Annotated in this window: 15 protein-coding genes, 4 tRNA genes and 2 pseudogenes; 4 read left to right on the forward strand and 17 right to left on the reverse strand. The window is 70.0% G+C overall.

Annotated features, from left to right (window positions below; translation table 11 throughout):
• Nucleotides 1-34: 34 nt before the first annotated feature.
• From JN350_RS15745 to JN350_RS15755, 3 genes are all read right to left on the reverse strand, one after another.
• Nucleotides 35-1,336, reverse strand: a complete 1,302-nt coding sequence (locus JN350_RS15745; protein WP_205462778.1) for an ABC transporter substrate-binding protein — start codon at nt 1,334-1,336, stop codon at nt 35-37.
• A 93-nt stretch (nt 1,337-1,429) separates the two neighbouring features.
• The gene (locus JN350_RS15750) at nt 1,430-2,575 is read right to left on the reverse strand and encodes a Gfo/Idh/MocA family protein (protein ID WP_205462779.1); all 1,146 of its coding nucleotides are present in this window, start codon (nt 2,573-2,575) and stop codon (nt 1,430-1,432) included.
• Nucleotides 2,572-3,318 (reverse strand): sugar phosphate isomerase/epimerase family protein, encoded by a 747-nt coding sequence (locus tag JN350_RS15755; protein WP_111084257.1) that lies wholly within the window; start codon nt 3,316-3,318, stop codon nt 2,572-2,574. The genes JN350_RS15750 and JN350_RS15755 overlap by 4 nt, the downstream gene beginning before the upstream one ends.
• A gap of 143 nt (nt 3,319-3,461) precedes the next feature.
• On the opposite strand from JN350_RS15755, the pseudogene JN350_RS15760 reads away from it, so the two are divergent.
• Both JN350_RS15760 and JN350_RS15765 read left to right on the forward strand, forming a co-directional pair.
• Nucleotides 3,462-4,541, forward strand: a pseudogene (locus tag JN350_RS15760) (ROK family transcriptional regulator); the annotation flags it as partial.
• Nucleotides 4,542-4,737: 196 nt separating this feature from the next.
• Nucleotides 4,738-5,421: a YqaJ viral recombinase family protein gene (locus tag JN350_RS15765; RefSeq protein WP_205462780.1), complete on the forward strand. Its 684-nt coding sequence runs from the start codon at nt 4,738-4,740 to the stop codon at nt 5,419-5,421.
• A 9-nt stretch (nt 5,422-5,430) separates the two neighbouring features.
• On the opposite strand, the gene JN350_RS15770 is transcribed toward JN350_RS15765, so the two are convergent.
• The 6 genes from JN350_RS15770 to JN350_RS15795 all read right to left on the reverse strand — a co-directional run bounded on the left by JN350_RS15770 (nt 5,431) and on the right by JN350_RS15795 (nt 9,000).
• Nucleotides 5,431-6,039 (reverse strand): Pr6Pr family membrane protein, encoded by a 609-nt coding sequence (locus JN350_RS15770; protein ID WP_205462781.1) that lies wholly within the window; start codon nt 6,037-6,039, stop codon nt 5,431-5,433.
• Nucleotides 6,040-6,139: 100 nt separating this feature from the next.
• The gene (rplA, locus tag JN350_RS15775; RefSeq protein ID WP_111084260.1) at nt 6,140-6,829 is read right to left on the reverse strand and encodes a 50S ribosomal protein L1; all 690 of its coding nucleotides are present in this window, start codon (nt 6,827-6,829) and stop codon (nt 6,140-6,142) included.
• A gap of 90 nt (nt 6,830-6,919) precedes the next feature.
• On the reverse strand, nt 6,920-7,351 hold the full coding sequence (gene rplK, locus JN350_RS15780; protein WP_022906459.1) for a 50S ribosomal protein L11: 432 nt from the start codon (nt 7,349-7,351) through the stop codon (nt 6,920-6,922).
• 144 nt (nt 7,352-7,495) lie between these two features.
• Complete coding sequence (nusG, locus tag JN350_RS15785; RefSeq protein WP_205462782.1) at nt 7,496-8,509, reverse strand: transcription termination/antitermination protein NusG; 1,014 nt, start codon at nt 8,507-8,509, stop codon at nt 7,496-7,498.
• 119 nt (nt 8,510-8,628) lie between these two features.
• Entirely contained in the window at nt 8,629-8,892 is a 264-nt protein-coding gene (secE, locus tag JN350_RS15790; RefSeq protein ID WP_228504884.1) for a preprotein translocase subunit SecE, read from the reverse strand.
• 35 nt (nt 8,893-8,927) lie between these two features.
• Nucleotides 8,928-9,000 (reverse strand) — tRNA-Trp (locus JN350_RS15795).
• 180 nt (nt 9,001-9,180) lie between these two features.
• Here JN350_RS15795 and JN350_RS15800 point away from each other — a divergent pair.
• A complete protein-coding gene (locus tag JN350_RS15800) occupies nt 9,181-10,362 on the forward strand; it encodes a pyridoxal phosphate-dependent aminotransferase (RefSeq protein ID WP_205464482.1) in 1,182 nt (393 codons plus the stop codon).
• Nucleotides 10,363-10,447: 85 nt separating this feature from the next.
• On the opposite strand, the gene JN350_RS15805 is transcribed toward JN350_RS15800, so the two are convergent.
• From JN350_RS15805 to JN350_RS15815, 3 genes and pseudogenes are all read right to left on the reverse strand, one after another.
• Complete coding sequence (locus JN350_RS15805; RefSeq protein WP_240347362.1) at nt 10,448-11,464, reverse strand: UDP-N-acetylmuramate dehydrogenase; 1,017 nt, start codon at nt 11,462-11,464, stop codon at nt 10,448-10,450.
• 14 nt (nt 11,465-11,478) lie between these two features.
• A complete protein-coding gene (locus JN350_RS15810; protein ID WP_205462784.1) occupies nt 11,479-11,904 on the reverse strand; it encodes a MaoC/PaaZ C-terminal domain-containing protein in 426 nt (141 codons plus the stop codon).
• Nucleotides 11,901-12,349: pseudogene (locus JN350_RS15815) on the reverse strand (FAS1-like dehydratase domain-containing protein). Before JN350_RS15815 ends, JN350_RS15810 begins: the two are co-directional and overlap by 4 nt.
• A gap of 128 nt (nt 12,350-12,477) precedes the next feature.
• Between JN350_RS15815 and JN350_RS15820 the strand changes: the two are divergent.
• Nucleotides 12,478-12,876 carry a hypothetical protein gene (locus JN350_RS15820; RefSeq protein WP_205462785.1) on the forward strand — a complete coding sequence of 133 codons (399 nt, stop codon included), beginning with the start codon at nt 12,478-12,480 and terminating at the stop codon, nt 12,874-12,876.
• A gap of 253 nt (nt 12,877-13,129) precedes the next feature.
• Here JN350_RS15820 and JN350_RS15825 read toward each other — a convergent pair.
• The 5 genes from JN350_RS15825 to JN350_RS15845 all read right to left on the reverse strand — a co-directional run bounded on the left by JN350_RS15825 (nt 13,130) and on the right by JN350_RS15845 (nt 15,735).
• A tRNA-Met gene (locus JN350_RS15825) sits at nt 13,130-13,203 on the reverse strand.
• Between the two features lie 32 nt (nt 13,204-13,235).
• Nucleotides 13,236-13,306, reverse strand: a tRNA-Thr gene (locus tag JN350_RS15830).
• A 93-nt stretch (nt 13,307-13,399) separates the two neighbouring features.
• Complete coding sequence (locus JN350_RS15835) at nt 13,400-14,623, reverse strand: M23 family metallopeptidase (RefSeq protein ID WP_205462786.1); 1,224 nt, start codon at nt 14,621-14,623, stop codon at nt 13,400-13,402.
• Nucleotides 14,624-14,771: 148 nt separating this feature from the next.
• Complete coding sequence (locus tag JN350_RS15840) at nt 14,772-15,593, reverse strand: inositol monophosphatase family protein (RefSeq protein ID WP_205462787.1); 822 nt, start codon at nt 15,591-15,593, stop codon at nt 14,772-14,774.
• 57 nt (nt 15,594-15,650) lie between these two features.
• Nucleotides 15,651-15,735, reverse strand: a tRNA-Tyr gene (locus JN350_RS15845).
• Between the last annotated feature and the right edge of the window lie 49 nt (nt 15,736-15,784).

Raw genomic sequence — 15,784 nt, forward strand, 5'->3', positions numbered from 1 at the left:
TCCTTGCGGACGCGCCCCGGTCCTCCTGGCTGGATCAGCCGTTCGCCTGGGACACCTGGTCCTGGGCGGTCTGCAGCGCGGTCTTGATGTCGCTGTCGGACACGGTGCCACCGGTGGCGATCTTGGCGAACATGTCGTTCATCGCCTTGCCGACGGTGGACTCGAACTGGTCCTCGGCGGGGACCAGCGGGAGGGGCTTGGCCTTGTTGTTGTAGATGTCGAGGAACGTCTTCGTCTGCTCGTCGGTGACCGAGTCAGCCGCGGCGGCGAGCACCGGGAGGGCCGAGTACGGCTTGTCGAGCGTGGTCTGCGTGTCCGCGCTCGTCATGTACTTGACGAACTTGAGCGCGCCGTCCTTGTTCTTCGTGTTCTTGAAGATCGACAGGTTGATGCCGGCCGGGAACGACGCGATGTCCTCGCCGTCAGCGGTGGTCGGGAACGGCACCACGCCGAACTCGTCCGTCTTCATGCCCTGCGAGGTGATCGTCGCGTTCGCATTGTTCTGCGTCAGCATCATCGCGGCCTTGCCGTTCGCGAAGTCCGAGACGGCCTGCGTGCCGTTGTCGTACTGCGCGTTCGAGGTGTTGACGACCTTGTCGGACTGCATCAGGTCGAGGTAGCGCTTGATGCCGTCGACGTTCGCCTTGTCGGTGAAGGTCGGCTTGCCGTCCTTGTCGAACCACTCGCCACCGTTCTGCGCCGAGGTGATGAACGCGAAGTGCGAGTTCTCGGTGTACGAACCACCGGCGATGGTGAAGCCGTACTTGCCGCCGGTGGTGAGCTTCTTGGCGTCCGCCGTGAGGTCTTCCCACGTGGTCGGTGCCTCGAGGCCGGCGTCCTTGAACATGGACTTGTTGTAGTACAGGCCGTACGCGAGGCCGTAGAGCGGGACGCTCGTGACGGTCTTGCCGGGGGCGCCACCCGTGGAGAGCGCGACCTTGCCGAACTTGTCGGCACCGCCGATCGCCTTCATCTCGGAGTCGCCGTACTCCTGGAACGCACCGGTCGCCTGGAGCGAGGTGGCCCAGGTGTTGCCGATGTTGACGACGTCCGGGCCCTGGCCCGAGGTGACGGCGGTCTGGATCTTCGTCTGCAGGTCGTTCCAGCCGATGACCTGGAGGTCGACCTTGATCCCGGTCTCCTTCGTGAACTCCTTGAGGACGGGGGTCAGCACCTCCTTGTCGTTCTGGAGCGACGTGCCCTGGTTGGACGCCCAGTAGGTGAGCGTCTTGGAGTCGCCGGAGGAACCGGACGATCCGGAGGAGCAGGCTGCGAGGCCGGTCACGGTGAGTGCGGCGGCCGCGGTGATGGCCAGTGCGCGGATGGCAGTGCGCATGACTCTCTACTTTCTCGTCGTTGAGATGGTGCAGGGATGGTGCAGGGTGGAACTTCGGGTGCTGCTGTGGTGTGCGGGGCGGATCCGAGCCGGTCAGGCCAGGGTCTGCTCCGCGGGGTCCCAACCCTCGGGGAGGGTCTGGGAGGGCGACACGGTGCTCTCGACGAGCACCGCCTCGCCACGTTCTGCCGCCGCGGCGATGGAGACCATCACGTCGAGGACGTGGAAGGCGAGGGCACCGGGGACACGGTTCTCGTCGCCTGCGCGGAGCGAGCGGGCGAGGTCGACCACGCCGGTGCCGCGCGAGTAGGTGGAGCCGACCGCGGGGATCGTCTCGGGCTCCTCGGCGCCGAGCGCGTACAGTTCGGTGTCGCCGTCGAAGTTGTTCGGGTCCGGGAAGACGACGGTGCCGGTCTCGCCCGCGATCTCGACGACGCCCGTGCGGCCGCGGTCCGACTCGAACGAGAAGACGCTCTGCGCGCTCCCGCCGTCCTCGAACTCGATCAGCGCGGAGTGGTTCGTCGGGACGTCGACGGGGAACTCGGTGCCCGCCTTCGGGCCGGAGCCGATCGTGCGCGTGGCGCGGGACTTCGACGCCGTCGCCGTGACCTTCTTCACCGGACCGAACGTCTGCACCAGGGTGGTGATGTAGTACGGGCCGATGTCGAACAGCGGGCCCGCACCGTACGCGAAGAGGAACTCGGGGCTCGGGTGCCAGGACTCCGGGCCGGGGCTCTGGAAGAGCGTCAGGCCGTTGAGCGGCTTGCCGATGCGGCCGTCGCGGATGGTGCGGAGCGCGGTCTGCAGGCCGGCGCCGAGGAAGGTGTCGGGTGCGACGCTGACGGTCTTGCCCGCGGCGCGTGCGGCGTCACGGAGTTCGGTCGCGCTCTCGCGGTCGAGGGCGTAGGGCTTCTCGCCCCACACGTGCTTGCCGGCGGCGAGGACCTGCAGGGCGACCTCGACGTGGGCGGCCGGGATCGTGAGGTTGACGACGATCTCGATGTCGTCGTCGGCCAGGAGCTCCTCGACGGTGCCCGACCCGGCGACGCCCCACTTCTCGGCCTGGGCGGCTGCGCGCGGCAGGTCGATGTCGGCGATGAAGCGGACCTCGACGTCGGGGAAGACGGTGAGGTTCGACAGGTACTGGTCGGAGATGACCCCGGCGCCGATGACGCCGACGCCGACGCGGCCGGTCCGGGTGCTGCTGTCGAGGGCGGTGGACGCCGTGGTGTCGGTCATGCGCGGGCCCCCTCGAGGAACGTGTACGAGTCGGCGACCGCCTGGAAGACGTCGCCCTCGTGGCCGTCGAGCTCGACGACGTGGAGTGCGTCGGGTGCGGCGGCGAGGATCTCGCGGATCGGCATGATGCCGTTGCCCACGGCGACCTGCTTGTCGTCGTCGTGCGAGCCGTCGCCGTCCTTGACGTGCAGGAACTCGATCTTGTCGCCGTACTTGCCGATGATCGCCACCGGGTCGTCACCGCCGACCTTGACCCAGTAGGTGTCGAGCTCGAGCACGACGTCGTCGGACAGGGCGTCGGCGAAGACCTCGTAGGCGCTGACGCCGTCGATGCGGTTCGAGAACTCGAACGCGTGGTTGTGGTAGCCGAGGACCAGGCCGTGGTCGGCCGCGCGGGGGGCGAGGGCGCTCAGTTCGCGGGCGATGGCCTCGACGTCCTCGCGGGTTGTCCAGCGGGCCTCGTCGATGTGCGGGTCGATCAGGGTGCCGAGTCCGACGGTGACGCTCGCGTGGAAGATCCGCTCGAGGTCCTGCTCGCCGGCGTCCAGCAGTCGTGCGTGTCCGCTCGGGGCGGCGAGGCCGGCGTCGCGGAGCGCGGCGGCGAGTTCGTCGGCGTTGTCGACGAAGCCGAAGGCCTCGACGTTCGTGTAGCCGATGTCGGCGATGCGCTGGAGCGTGCCGGGCAGGTCGGCCGAGAGGGCGTCGCGGACGGTGTAGAGCTGAACCGAGATCGGTTGGGTCACCAGGGGTTCTCCTCGTCGAGATGGTGCGGTCGTCACTGACCGAGCGTCACACTATGACCACTTCTGTCGGCGGTCAAGCAGAAGTTCGTGGAAGGTCGACGAACTTCGTTGCGTGGCGCGTTCGATGTGTGCTTCACTCCCCCATGGTCGACTTGACTCGGACGGCAGCGTCGCCTCCGGTCGGGACGAGCGAGCTCTTCCAGATCCTCCGCGACGGCGTGCCGCGGACCCGGGCCGAGCTCGCCGCACTGACAGGACTCGCACGCTCCACCATCGGCGTGCGCCTGGATTCCCTCATCGAGGTCGGTCTCGTCGGCCCCGTCGACACCGCCGTCTCCACGGGAGGACGGCCGCCGGCCCAGGTCGCGCTGAAGCCACGCGCCCGGCTCGTCATCGCCGCCGACCTCGGCGCCTCGCACGGCCGTGTCGCCGTCACCGACCTGGTCGCCGCCCCGCTCGCCACCCGCGAAGCACGCATCGACATCGCCGCCGGCCCGGTGGAGACCCTGTCGTGGCTCGTCGCCACCATCGACGAGCTGCTCGACGAGGTCGGCCGCGCCCGACAGGACGTCATCGCCATCGGCATCGGCGTGCCCGGTCCGGTCGAGTTCTCGACCGGACGCCCGGCGAACCCGCCGATCATGCCCGGGTGGGACGGCTTCGACGTACCGTCGTGGCTCCGTCAGCACATCGCAGCGCACGTCCTGCTCGACAACGACGTGAACATCGCGGCCCTCGGCGAGCGGGAGCACGGCTGGCCCGACGTCGACCACCTGTTGTTCGTCAAGGTCGCCACCGGCATCGGGTCCGGCATCGTGTCGGACGGCGCACTGCAACGCGGCGCCCAGGGCACCGCCGGTGACATCGGCCACGTGCGGGTGTCCCGCGCCGGCGACGTCCCCTGCCACTGCGGCAACACCGGGTGCCTCGAGGCGGTCGCGTCCGGTCCGGCGATCGCCCGTGCCCTGCGTGCGAAGGGGCACGACGCCCACACCGGCGCCGACGTGCTGGACCTGGTGAACCGGTCCGACCTCGACGCGATCTACGCCGTCCGACAGGCGGGCCGCGACATCGGTGAGGTCCTCGCCACCTGCGTCTCGCTCATGAACCCGTCGGTGATCGTCCTGGGCGGCTCGATCACGCAGGCCGGGGAGCACCTGCTCGCCGGCGTGCGCGAGGTCGTCTACTCGCGGTCGATGCCGCTCGCCACCGAACACCTCGTCATCGCCCAGTCGCGTGCGGGGTCGCTCGCCGCGCTGCAGGGCGCAGCGGCACTCGCGATCGGCTACGCGCTCTCCCCGCCGGGGTCGACGAGCTGGTCGCGTACACCGAGGGTCGCGAGCTGGTCTCCTGACGCACACGCCGCACTCGTGAGCGCGTCGGATTCGGTCCTGCCGGTGGTCGGGGGAGAATCGTCGGGTGACGATCGTGCAGCCCACCCTGTGGGGCGACCTGGACCCCGGACTGGAGGAGCTGTCTGCCTCCCTCACGCCGGCTGCGGTCCCCGGGCGCGATGCGTTCACCGCCCTGCGCGGCCACACCGAGCGGATCGTCGCGCACTCCTCGGACCGCTTCGCCTGGCTCCGCGCCCGCGCCGCGGGCATCACCGCGACCGACGTCGCGCGGCTCGCCTCGCTGCACGCGGTCGAGGCCGTCGTCACCGAGAAGCGCTACGGCTCACGGTTCTCCGGCAACGCGTTCACCGAGCACGGCAAGGACCGCGAGCCCCACATCGCCGCCTGGGTCGCGGCCACCCACGGCATCCAGCCCTCGGCGCACCTGTTCCACGCCGCTGCGAACCGCGCGCACCTCGCCACCCCGGACGGCGTCGGTGTCCAGGGGTCGCGGGTGGTGCTCGCCGAGATCAAGACCACCGCGAAGGGCTGGCGGAGCATCCCCCGGCACTACCTGCGGCAGATCTGGTGGCAGCAGTACGTGCTCGGCGCCGATCGCACCCTGTTCGTCTGGGAGCGCCACGACGGCTTCGTCCCCGTCGCCGACGAACCCGAGTGCCGATGGGTCGACCGTGACGACGACCAGATCCGCGGGCTCGTGCAGCTCGCCGACCTGGTGCTCGACAAGCTGCGCGACTTCCGTTCGTAGCGCCGCAGCTCAGACCTTGACCAGTCGCAGCCGGCTCATCCCCACGACCAGGACGCCGAGCAACCCGATCGAGACGCCCACGCCGACGCAGTAGATCGCCACGACGCCGTAACCCTGCGCCGGGTCGAGGAACGGGTACGGCACCCAGCCGTCGGTCGCGCCACGGATCAGGATGACGATCGTCCACACCGCGGGGTAGATCAAGAACCACCAGACGTGGCGGAGGAGCAGCTTCGACCGGTCCGAGAACAGCAGCCAGTCGAGGACCGCGTACACCGGGATGACCTTGTGCAGCACGTCGTTCGACCACTGGACGTTCGCCGACACGTCGACGTTCGTCAGCAGGGTGTTGTAGACGATCCCGGTCGTGGCGATGTAGACCGTACCGGCGCCCCGGAGCAGGCTCACCCGCAGGTCCCCACGCTTGCGGCGGGCCGAGGCGACGAGGGTCACCGCCAGGGCCACGGCGATGATGACGTTCGACTGGATCGTGAAGTAGCCGAAGAAGTTCCACGGGTTGTACACGTCGGTCTTCGAGCTGACGAGCCACTGGGCGACGATCGCGACGACGACGGCGATGACGGCGATCAACCGGAGCGAGTTGACGAGGGTGCGCACGACACCACGCTACCGGGACGCGCGAGCCTGCACGCGAGAAAGGCCCGCACCGTTACCGGTGCGGGCCCCTCCGTGAGTCAGTGACTCGGAGTCAGTGGACTCAGATGCTGTTGACGTCCAGCGGGATGCCGGGACCGAAGGTCGTCGAGACGGCGCCCTTCATGACGTAGCGGCCCTTCGAGGAGCTCGGCTTGAGGCGGTTGATCTCCTCGAGCGCGGTCGAGATGTTCTCGTCGAGCTGCTCCGGCGTGAACGAGGCCTTGCCGACGACGAAGTGCACGTTCGCGTGCTTGTCGACGCGGAACTCGATCTTGCCGCCCTTGATGTCGTTGACGGCCTGCGCCACGTTCGGGGTCACGGTGCCGGTCTTCGGGTTCGGCATGAGGCCACGCGGGCCGAGCACCTTGCCGAGACGACCGACCTTGCCCATGAGCTCGGGCGTCGCGACGGCGGAGTCGAAGGCGGTGTAGCCCTCGGCGACCTTCGCGATGAGCTCGTCGCCACCGACCTCGTCGGCGCCGGCTGCGATCGCGGCCTCGGCCGCTGCACCCGTCGCGAACACGATGACGCGGGCGGTCTTGCCCGTGCCGTGCGGCAGGATGACCGTGCCGCGGACCATCTGGTCCGCCTTGCGCGGGTCGACGCCGAGCTTCAGCGCGACCTCGACCGTGGAGTCGGTCTTCGCAGAGCCGGTCTCCTTGGCCAGGGCGACTGCCTCGGTCGGGGTGTAGAACTTGTCGGCCTCGATCTTCGCGGCCGCGGCTTCGTAGGCCTTGGACTTCTTCGCCATGGTGGTCTCCTTGCGAGATACGTGGTTGACGAGCCGGCGCGGCTCTCCCACGGAAAGGTGTCTGGGTGTGGGCCGGAGCCCGATCGGTGCTTAGGCCTCGACCGTGATGCCCATCGAGCGTGCGGTGCCGGCGATGATCTTCGCGGCCTGCTCGATGTCGTTGGCGTTCAGGTCGGCCTGCTTGGTCTCGGCGATCTGACGGACCTGGTCCATCGAGATCTTCGCGACCTTGACCGTGTGCGGGGTCGCGGACCCCTTCTGCACACCAGCAGCCTTCTTGATGAGCTCAGCGGCCGGCGGGGTCTTCAGGACGAACGTGAACGAACGGTCCTCGTAGACGGTGATCTCGACCGGCACGACGTTGCCACGCTGCGACTCGGTCGCCGCGTTGTACGCCTTGCAGAACTCCATGATGTTGACGCCGTGCTGACCGAGTGCCGGACCGATCGGCGGGGCCGGGTTGGCGGCTCCCGCGTTGATCTGCAGCTTGATCAGGCCCGTGACCTTCTTCTTCGGTGCCATGACTTGTCTTCCTCCTGGAATCGAACGCACGGGGATCCGTGCACTCTCCCGCTGGTCCGGCCGTTCCGGACCGCGGTGAAGGCCCACACGCACGAGGCGTGCGGGCCCAAACTCGATGAGTCTACCCGAACGGGCAGACCTGGACTAGAGCTTCGTGACCTGGTCGAAGCTGAGCTCGACCGGGGTCTCGCGCTCGAACAGCGAGACGAGGACGGTGAGCTTGCCGCTCTCCGGCTTGATCTCGGAGATCGAACCCGGCAGGCCCGCGAACGAGCCTTCCTTGATGGTGATCGTCTCGCCGACCTCGAAGTCGACCTCGGCCGCGGGCTGCGCCTGCAGGGAACCGCCGGACTTCGAGCCACCCTTGGTCGGGGCGGCCTCGGCGACCTGCACGAGGGACTTGAGCATGCCGAACGCCTCGTCGAAACGGAGCGGCGTCGGGTTGTGGGCGTTGCCGACGAAGCCGGTGACACCCGGGGTGTGCCGGACGACGGACCACGAGTCCTCGTTGAGGTCCATGCGGACGAGCACGTACGAGGGGATCCGGACGCGGGTCACCAGCTTGCGCTGCCCGTTCTTGATCTCGACGACGTCCTCCATCGGGACCTCGACCTGGTAGATCGACTCCTCCATCGACATCGACACCATGCGGTTCTCGATGTTCGACTTCACGCGGCGCTCGAAGCCCGCGTAGGAGTGGATGACGTACCACTTGCCCGGCTTCATCCGCAGCTCGACCTTGAAGGCCTCGTACGGGTCGACCTCGGCCTCTTCGGCGTCGTCGTCCTCGGCGTCGATCGCTTCGTCGGCGGCGAGGGTCTCGTTCGCCGCTTCGGCGGTCTCGGACTCGAGTTCGATCTCCTCCTCGTCCTCGACCGCCTCGACGGCCGCCTCGGCCTCGTCAGCCGAGTCGATCTCGAGGGCGTCCTCGACGACGGCGTCGGCCTCGGGGTCCTTGGACTCCTGCAGTGCCGTCAGCTCCTCGTCGATGCCGAGGGACTCGTCGTCCTCGGACTCGACGGAGATCGCGCGCTCCTCGGCGGACTCGGCGGAGCGCTCCTCGCCGGTCTCGACGTCGCCTTCCTGGTTCTCCTCGACCTCGGAGGACTGCTCGGCAGCCGTCGCGAGGTCGATGTCGTCGCGGGAGTAGTCAGACACAGTCGATTCTTTCCGTTCGGTGGTGCGGGTCGGGATGGCGGACGGTCCTGGTCACGATCGGCACCGTCTCGGGCGACCGTACTCCAGTGGACTGCCGCACTCGGCAGTCGACGTCCGGGTCAGGCCGTGGGCCCGTTGCCGAAGACGTACCCGACGCCGAGACCGAACACGAAGTCGAGGATCGACACCAGGATCATCATCACGACGACGAAGACGAGCACGACCAGCGTGTAGCTGAAGAGCTCCTTGCGGGTCGGGGTTACGACCTTGCGCAGTTCGCCGATCACCTGACGGATGAAGAGCACGATGGCAGCGATCGGACCCCGGCGCTCGGCCCGGTCCTGCTTCGCCTTGGCGACGACGTCGTCCGCCGTCGTCTCCATGTCTTTGCTCGCCAACTTCTACCCTTCCAGAGTTGCAGGGCGGACAGGACTCGAACCTGCAACCTGCGGTTTTGGAGACCGCTGCTCTACCAATTGAGCCACCGCCCTTCAGAGCACGTCCGTCACCGATCGTGTTCCGGTGGTCGAGTGTACGGGAGTCCGTCACACGGTGTCCACTTGGCCCCCTCCACGGCGTGCCGCGCCGATAGGCTGGCACCCGTGAGCACCGCAGCCCCCGGCCCCGAGTCCACCGCAACCCCCGCCGCCGCGCCGACCGATCGGCCGCGCATCGCGTCCCGCATCGCGGCGATCGCCGAGTCCGCGACGCTCAAGGTCGACGCGAAGGCCAAGGCCCTGAAGGCCGCGGGCCGACCCGTCATCTCCTTCGCCGCCGGCGAGCCCGACTTCGCCACGCCCGACCACGTGGTCGCCGCCGCGGTCGAGGCCGCACAGGACCCGAAGAACCACCGGTACACGCCGGCGACCGGTCTGCCGGAGCTGAAGCAGGCCATCGCCGAGAAGACCGCACGCGAGTCCGGCATCACCGTCGAGCCGTCGCGGGTGATCGTCACCAACGGCGGCAAGCAGGCCGTCTACCAGGCGTTCCAGACGATCGTCGACGCCGGCGACGAGGTCCTGCTCCCCGCCCCGTACTGGACCACCTACCCCGAGGCCATCCGCCTGGCCGGTGGCGAGCCGGTCGAGGTCTTCGCCGGCAGCGACCAGGGCTACCTCGTCACGGTCGAGCAGCTCGAGGCCGCGCGCACCCCGAAGACGAAGGCGCTGCTGTTCTGCTCGCCGTCGAACCCGACCGGCGCCGTGTACACCGCCGAGCAGACCAAGGCCATCGGCGAGTGGGCACTCGAGCACGGCATCTGGGTGATCAGCGACGAGATCTACCAGGACCTCGTGTACGACGGACTGCGGTTCACCGGCATCCTCGACGCCGTGCCGGCCCTCGCCGACACCACGATCCTGGTCAACGGCGTCGCGAAGACCTACGCGATGACCGGCTGGCGCGTCGGCTGGTTCATCGGTCCGGTCGACGCGGTCAAGGCCGCGTCGAACCTGCAGTCGCACCTGTCGTCGAACGTCTCCAACGTGTCCCAGCGCGCCGCGATCGCCGCCCTGACCGGGCCGCAGGAGCCGGTGGCGGCCATGCGCGAGGCCTTCGACCGCCGTCGGCAGGCCATCGTCGCCGGGCTCAACGCGATCCCGGGCTTCGTCACGCCGACCCCGCAGGGCGCCTTCTACGTCTACCCGGACGTCACCGCACTGCTCGGTCGTGAGTGGGCGGGCTCGACCCCGACGACGACCCTCGAGCTGGCCGACCTGATCCTCGAGCACGCCGAGGTCGCGGTCGTCCCGGGCGAGGCCTTCGGCCCATCCGGGTACCTGCGCCTGTCGTACGCCCTCGGCGACGACGACATCGCCGAGGGCGTGGCCCGCCTGGCGGAGTTCTTCGCGTAGCCCTGCCCCACGCAGAACGGGCCGCCTCGTCGAGGTGGCCCGTTCTGCGTTCCGGGAGGCCCGTGGCCGGGTCGTGCCAGTGGGTTCAGTCGAGCAGGTCCCCGACCACGACGGGCTCCGGCACGAGCGACACCCCGAAGCGGTTCAGGACCGTGACCTGCACGTACCGTGCGAGCTCGGCCACCTGGACCGCCGTCGCGCCGCCACGGTTGGTCAGGGCCAGGGTGTGCTTCGACGAGATCGCCGCACGCGACCCCGGCACGGCGTAGCCACGGTGCACCCCCGCGTGCTCGATGAGCCAGGCCGCGCTGAGCTTGACGTCGTCGCCCGCCGGCCACCGTGGCGCGTCGGCGGGGAGGGTCTCGGCGAAGGCAGCGGAGACGATCGGGTTCGTGAAGAACGATCCGGCGCTCCAGGTGTCCCGGTCGTCGGCGTCGAGCACCATGCCCTTCGAAGCGCGGAGACGCAGGACCTCGTCGCGGACCGTCGTGGGTTCCACGAGAGCACCGAGGGACACTCCGAGCGAACCGGCGAGCTGGGCGTACCGCACCGGGACGCCGTGTTCACCCGCTGCACCGAGTCGGAACTCGACCGTCAGCACGACACCACGGCGTCCGTGCTTGAGGGTCGACGTGCGGTAGCCGAGCGCCAGCTCGGCCGCGGGCACCCACGTGCGCTCCCCCGTGGCCGCATCGAGGAACTCGACCCGGGTGAGCACGTCGGAGAGCTCGACCCCGTAGGCGCCGATGTTCTGCACGGGGGCGGCGCCGACGGTGCCCGGGATGCCGCTGAGGGCCTCCAGGCCGGTCCAGCCGTTCGCGACGGTGGTGGCGACGAACGCGTCCCAGGGTTCGCCGGCCGCGACGCGGACGGTGACGCCGTCGGCGTCCGTGTCGGCGTCCACCCCCGTGGTGCGGACCAGGACGACGGTGCCGTCGAAGCCGGAGTCGGCGACCAGCACGTTGCTGCCGCCGCCGAGGACCAGCCACTCGTGGTCGTCCCACGCGGAGCGCGTGTGGTCGACGAGCTCGTCGGTCGTCGTGGCCGTGAGCAGCCGCGCGGCCGCCCCACCGACGCCGAGCGTCGTGAGGTCGGCGAGCACCGGCTCGTGCACGGTCAGCGGAACGCCACCGTGACCTGCGCCTTGCCGAGCACGGTCTGCCCGCCGGCGGTCACGGTGAGGTCGATGCGCTTCGGTCGGCCGTCGTCGTCGACGGTGCCGACCTTCGCGACGATGCCGATGGTCGCGCCCTGCTCCGGGTCCACGACGACGGGGCGGGTGAAGCGGACGCCGTAGCCCGCGACCCAGCCGCTGTCGCCGAGCCACTCCGAGACCGGCTGCACGGCGAGGCCCATCGTGAGCATGCCGTGCGCGAGGACGCCGGGCAGGCCGACCGAGGCGGCGACGTCGTCGCGGTAGTGGATCGGGTTGAAGTCACCGGAAGCGCCGGCGTAGCGGACGAGCGAGTCGCGGGTGACGTGCACCTCGCGCTCGGCGACGACCGCGCCGACCTCGATCGCGGTGGCGGCTGCGGCGGTCATGCGTCGTCTCCTCGGACCACGAGGGTCGACGTCGCCGTGACGACGTGCTCCCCGAGGCGTCGTTCATGGTGCTCTGGGCCGTGACCATCGCGTTGCCGCCGAGCGTCTTGACGCTCGTCACGGTCAGGGTCGCGGTGAGCTCGTCGCCGGCCACGATGGGCCGGTCGTAGGTGAAGGACTGCTCGCCGTGGACGACACGCGAGAAGTCGATGCCGGCGTCCGGCTCGGCCAGGAGCTGCGCGAGCGTGGCTTCCTGCACGACGACCGCGAAGGTCGGCGGGGCGACGACGTCGGCGTACCCGGCGGCGCGGGCCGCGTCGGGCTCGTGGTGGACGGGGTTGGTCGCGAACACCGCGCGCGAGAACTCGCGCACCTTCTCGCGACCGACCAGGTAGGGCTGGGCCGGCGGGAACGTCCTGCCGACGAGCTCGGGGTTCACTGACACGTCGGCAGTCTACCGACGCCCGTCCTGGGGCCTGTCGATGCTGAGGATGCATCGGCTAGGCTGGCCGCGCCGGTTCGGGGGAATCGGCGGTCCGGTCGCGACTCCGGATCAGGGGACGGGGAGCAACCATGGACACCAGGACCGAGTTCGCCGTGCACACGGGCGACCGCTGCACCGCGATGGAGGTCGCCGGCGCGGCACTCCGCACGGCGGGACACCACGTCGAGTCGACCGGTGGGACCCTCACCGCGACGACCGGCAACCGGCTGCTCACGATCCTGCTCGGCGCGCTCGTGCACCCGTCCCGCGAGTTCCGCCGCTACGAGCTGTCGACGACCGTCACCGGAGCGTCCACCACGATCACGCTGCGGCACAGCGGACACGGCACGGCCGTCTCCGGCGGCAGCATCGGCGCAAGCCGTCGACGAGCCGCATGGCACGAGGTGAACGCGGCGATCGAGCGCGCACTGCGCGGCGCCGGCGTGCTGCAGACGCGCACCGACACCGGGTCGCACTCCGCGCTGTAGGCGCGCGGGTCGCGCGCGGTCGGCGCGCGGTCGCGCGGTCGCGACGTGACCGGCGCACAACGCAAGTGCATCTGCACAACGCGAACACACGGCGCGGACGCACTTTGATCGTGTGTGCGGCGCGACAGCCGCACTGGACCCGGCCACGCACCGGACAGGAGGCACGGAGCACGCCCGCCACGCGCCTCCCGACCGGAACGCCGTCGCGCCCGGGAACGACGAAAGCCCGGCGAACAGATCGCCGGGCTTGATGTAGCGAGGGCGGGACTTGAACCCGCGACCCCACGATTATGAGTCGTGTGCTCTAACCAACTGAGCTATCCCGCCAGAGATCCGGAGCGACACGCGCACCGGGTCGGAGCCCCGAGTCAGGATTGAACTGACGACCCCTCCTTACCATGGAGGTGCTCTACCACTGAGCTATCGGGGCGATGTGCCGCGAACGGCACCACACGAGGATAGCAGACCTCCGACGCTGCTCCGGAACCGGGCGAGACGCCCGGGCGTGCCGCGTCGGCGACCGCTAGTTCGCGTTGGTCTGGAGCCAGGCCAGCGGGTCCACGGGGACCCCGTCGACGTGCACTTCGAGGTGCAGGTGCGGGCCCGTGGAGTTGCCCGTGCTGCCCACGAGACCGAGCTCGTCGCCGACCTCGATCTGCTGACCGGTGACCACCTTGAAGGAGTTGTCCTCCATGTGGCCGTACACGCTGACGAACTGCTTGCCGTCGACGTCGTGCTCCACCCAGACGTCGTTGCCGAAGCCGCCGTCGTTCGCCTGGACCTTGATGACGGTGCCGGCGGCGATGACCCGGATCGGGGTGCCCTCGCCGGGAGCGAAGTCGACGCCCATGTGGTTCGTCGAGCAGAACGAGCAGCCCGCGACCTGACGACCGCCGAAGCCGGAGGTGATCGGGACGCCGGTGAGGAACGGCCACTGGATCGTGCCGGTCGGGTCGTTGGTGAAGCTCGAGGCGTCGACGTTCTTGTACTGCGTGGCGTCCGACACCGTGTACTGGTCGCGGGTCGTCGACCCGTCGGCTGCGGCGCCGACGCTCATCGACTGGGTCGTACCGCTCGCCGTCGACCGGACCGCGGTCGAGCCGGTCTCCGGCACGTAGAGCGCCTGGGCGGGCAGCGACGTCGAGACGACGAGACCGGCGACGAAGAGGAGCGCACCAACGGCCGTGACGCGCGAGGCCGCACGGCGGAACGAGGCGCCCTGCGTCCGGGCGGCAGGAGCCGGGGCGGGCGCGGCAGCGGTGCGGCCGGCCGCGATGTGCCGGGTGGCGCGGTCGACCTGCACGGCCGATGCGGCACGGCCGGTCCGCCGACGGGACGCCGGGACCTGGCCGATGACACGGCGGGGCTGCGGTGCGACGGGCTCCGCAGCGGCCGGCGCGGTGCGCGGTGCCGAGGCGCGGACGTCCGGCGACGAGGGAGCCGGTGGCGTCGTGATGCGCTGCGCCGGACGGACCGCCGACCCGGGCAGCGCGGGCGAGACCGGCGCGAGGTCGATCGGCGACGCGGGAGCGGCGGCCGACGACGGCGTGGTGAGCCCGACGACCTCGTCGAACGACGGGCCCGCGGCACGGTCAGGCGCGACGTCCTGCGTGTGGTCCTGCGTGACGGGGGCGCCCTTCGCAGCCGCTCGCTCCGCCTCGATCCGTGCTCGTCGGGTCAGGTGGACGACCGGGGTGGCGGCGTCGACGGGACCGGTGGGGACGGACGTCAGTGGGGAGTGGGGCATGCGTGCGGTGGCGATCCTGATCGGGGAAGGGGCGCGCTCGTTGGTAACGAGCAGGTAACGGGACCTGAGCACGGTAGCAAACGTCGTCGCACGTCGCCAGTCGTGGTCGCGTCCACCGGGCACCCCCAGAGCGAGGGACCGGCGGACCTCAGACGCCGAGCGCCTCGGCTTCCAGCCCGCGCAGCAGCGCCTCGAGGTCGTCGGCCACCGCGGGGCTCGCGAACAGGAAGGAACGGGTCCCGCCGGCCTCCCAGACGCGGATCGACGCCCCGGCCTCGCGTGCGACGACGGAGCCGCCGGCCATGTCCCACGGGTTGATCCCGCGCTCGTAGTAAGCGTCGACGACCCCGGCACCCACCGCGCAGCAGTCGAGCGACGCCGCTCCCCCGCGCCGGATGTCCCGCACCTCGCCGATCAACCCGGCGAGCACGGACACCTGCTCGCGGCGCCGGTCCGCCGTGTACCCGAAGCCCGTCGCCACGAGCGTCTCGGCGAGCGAGGCCGGAGCACTGACGGACAGGGGCACGCCGTCACGGGTGGCGCCCTGTCCGGCGGCGGCACGGAACACCACCCCGGTCGCGGGGGCGACGACGACGCCGGCGATCGGCTCCCACGTCGTGGGGTCGGCGGAGCCCCGCACGACGCCGATGCTCACGCCGTACTCGGCACTGCCGTACAGGTAGTTCACCGTGCCGTCGATCGGGTCGACGACCCAGGTGATGCCCGACTCGCCCGAGGCCGACCCCGACTCCTCACCGTGGAACGCGTCGTCCGGCCGGGCCTCGGCGATACGGGCCCGGATGAGCGCCTCGACCTCGCGGTCCGCAGCTGTGACCACGTCGACGATGCTCGACTTCCGGTCGGCGATCTCGACCCCCTCGGCCCGTCGTCGTGCGGCGAGCCTGGCCGCTTCGCGCGCGATCGTCTCGGCGAGGTCAGCGAACTGGGACGGTGTGCGGTCGGATGCCATGCACCGATCCTGCCAGGGACGACGAAAGCCCCGTCCGGGTCGGACGGGGCTTTTCGATGGTGGCAAGTGAGGGATTCGAACCCCCGAAGGCTACGCCGGCTGATTTACAGTCAGATCCCTTTGGCCGCTTGGGTAACTTGCCATGCGCACCCAGCCGGTGTGATCACCAACCGAAGGCGCGCACAAAAGCA

This window comes from Curtobacterium sp. 24E2, assembly GCF_016925595.1.
In the GTDB taxonomy this organism is placed as follows: domain Bacteria; phylum Actinomycetota; class Actinomycetes; order Actinomycetales; family Microbacteriaceae; genus Curtobacterium.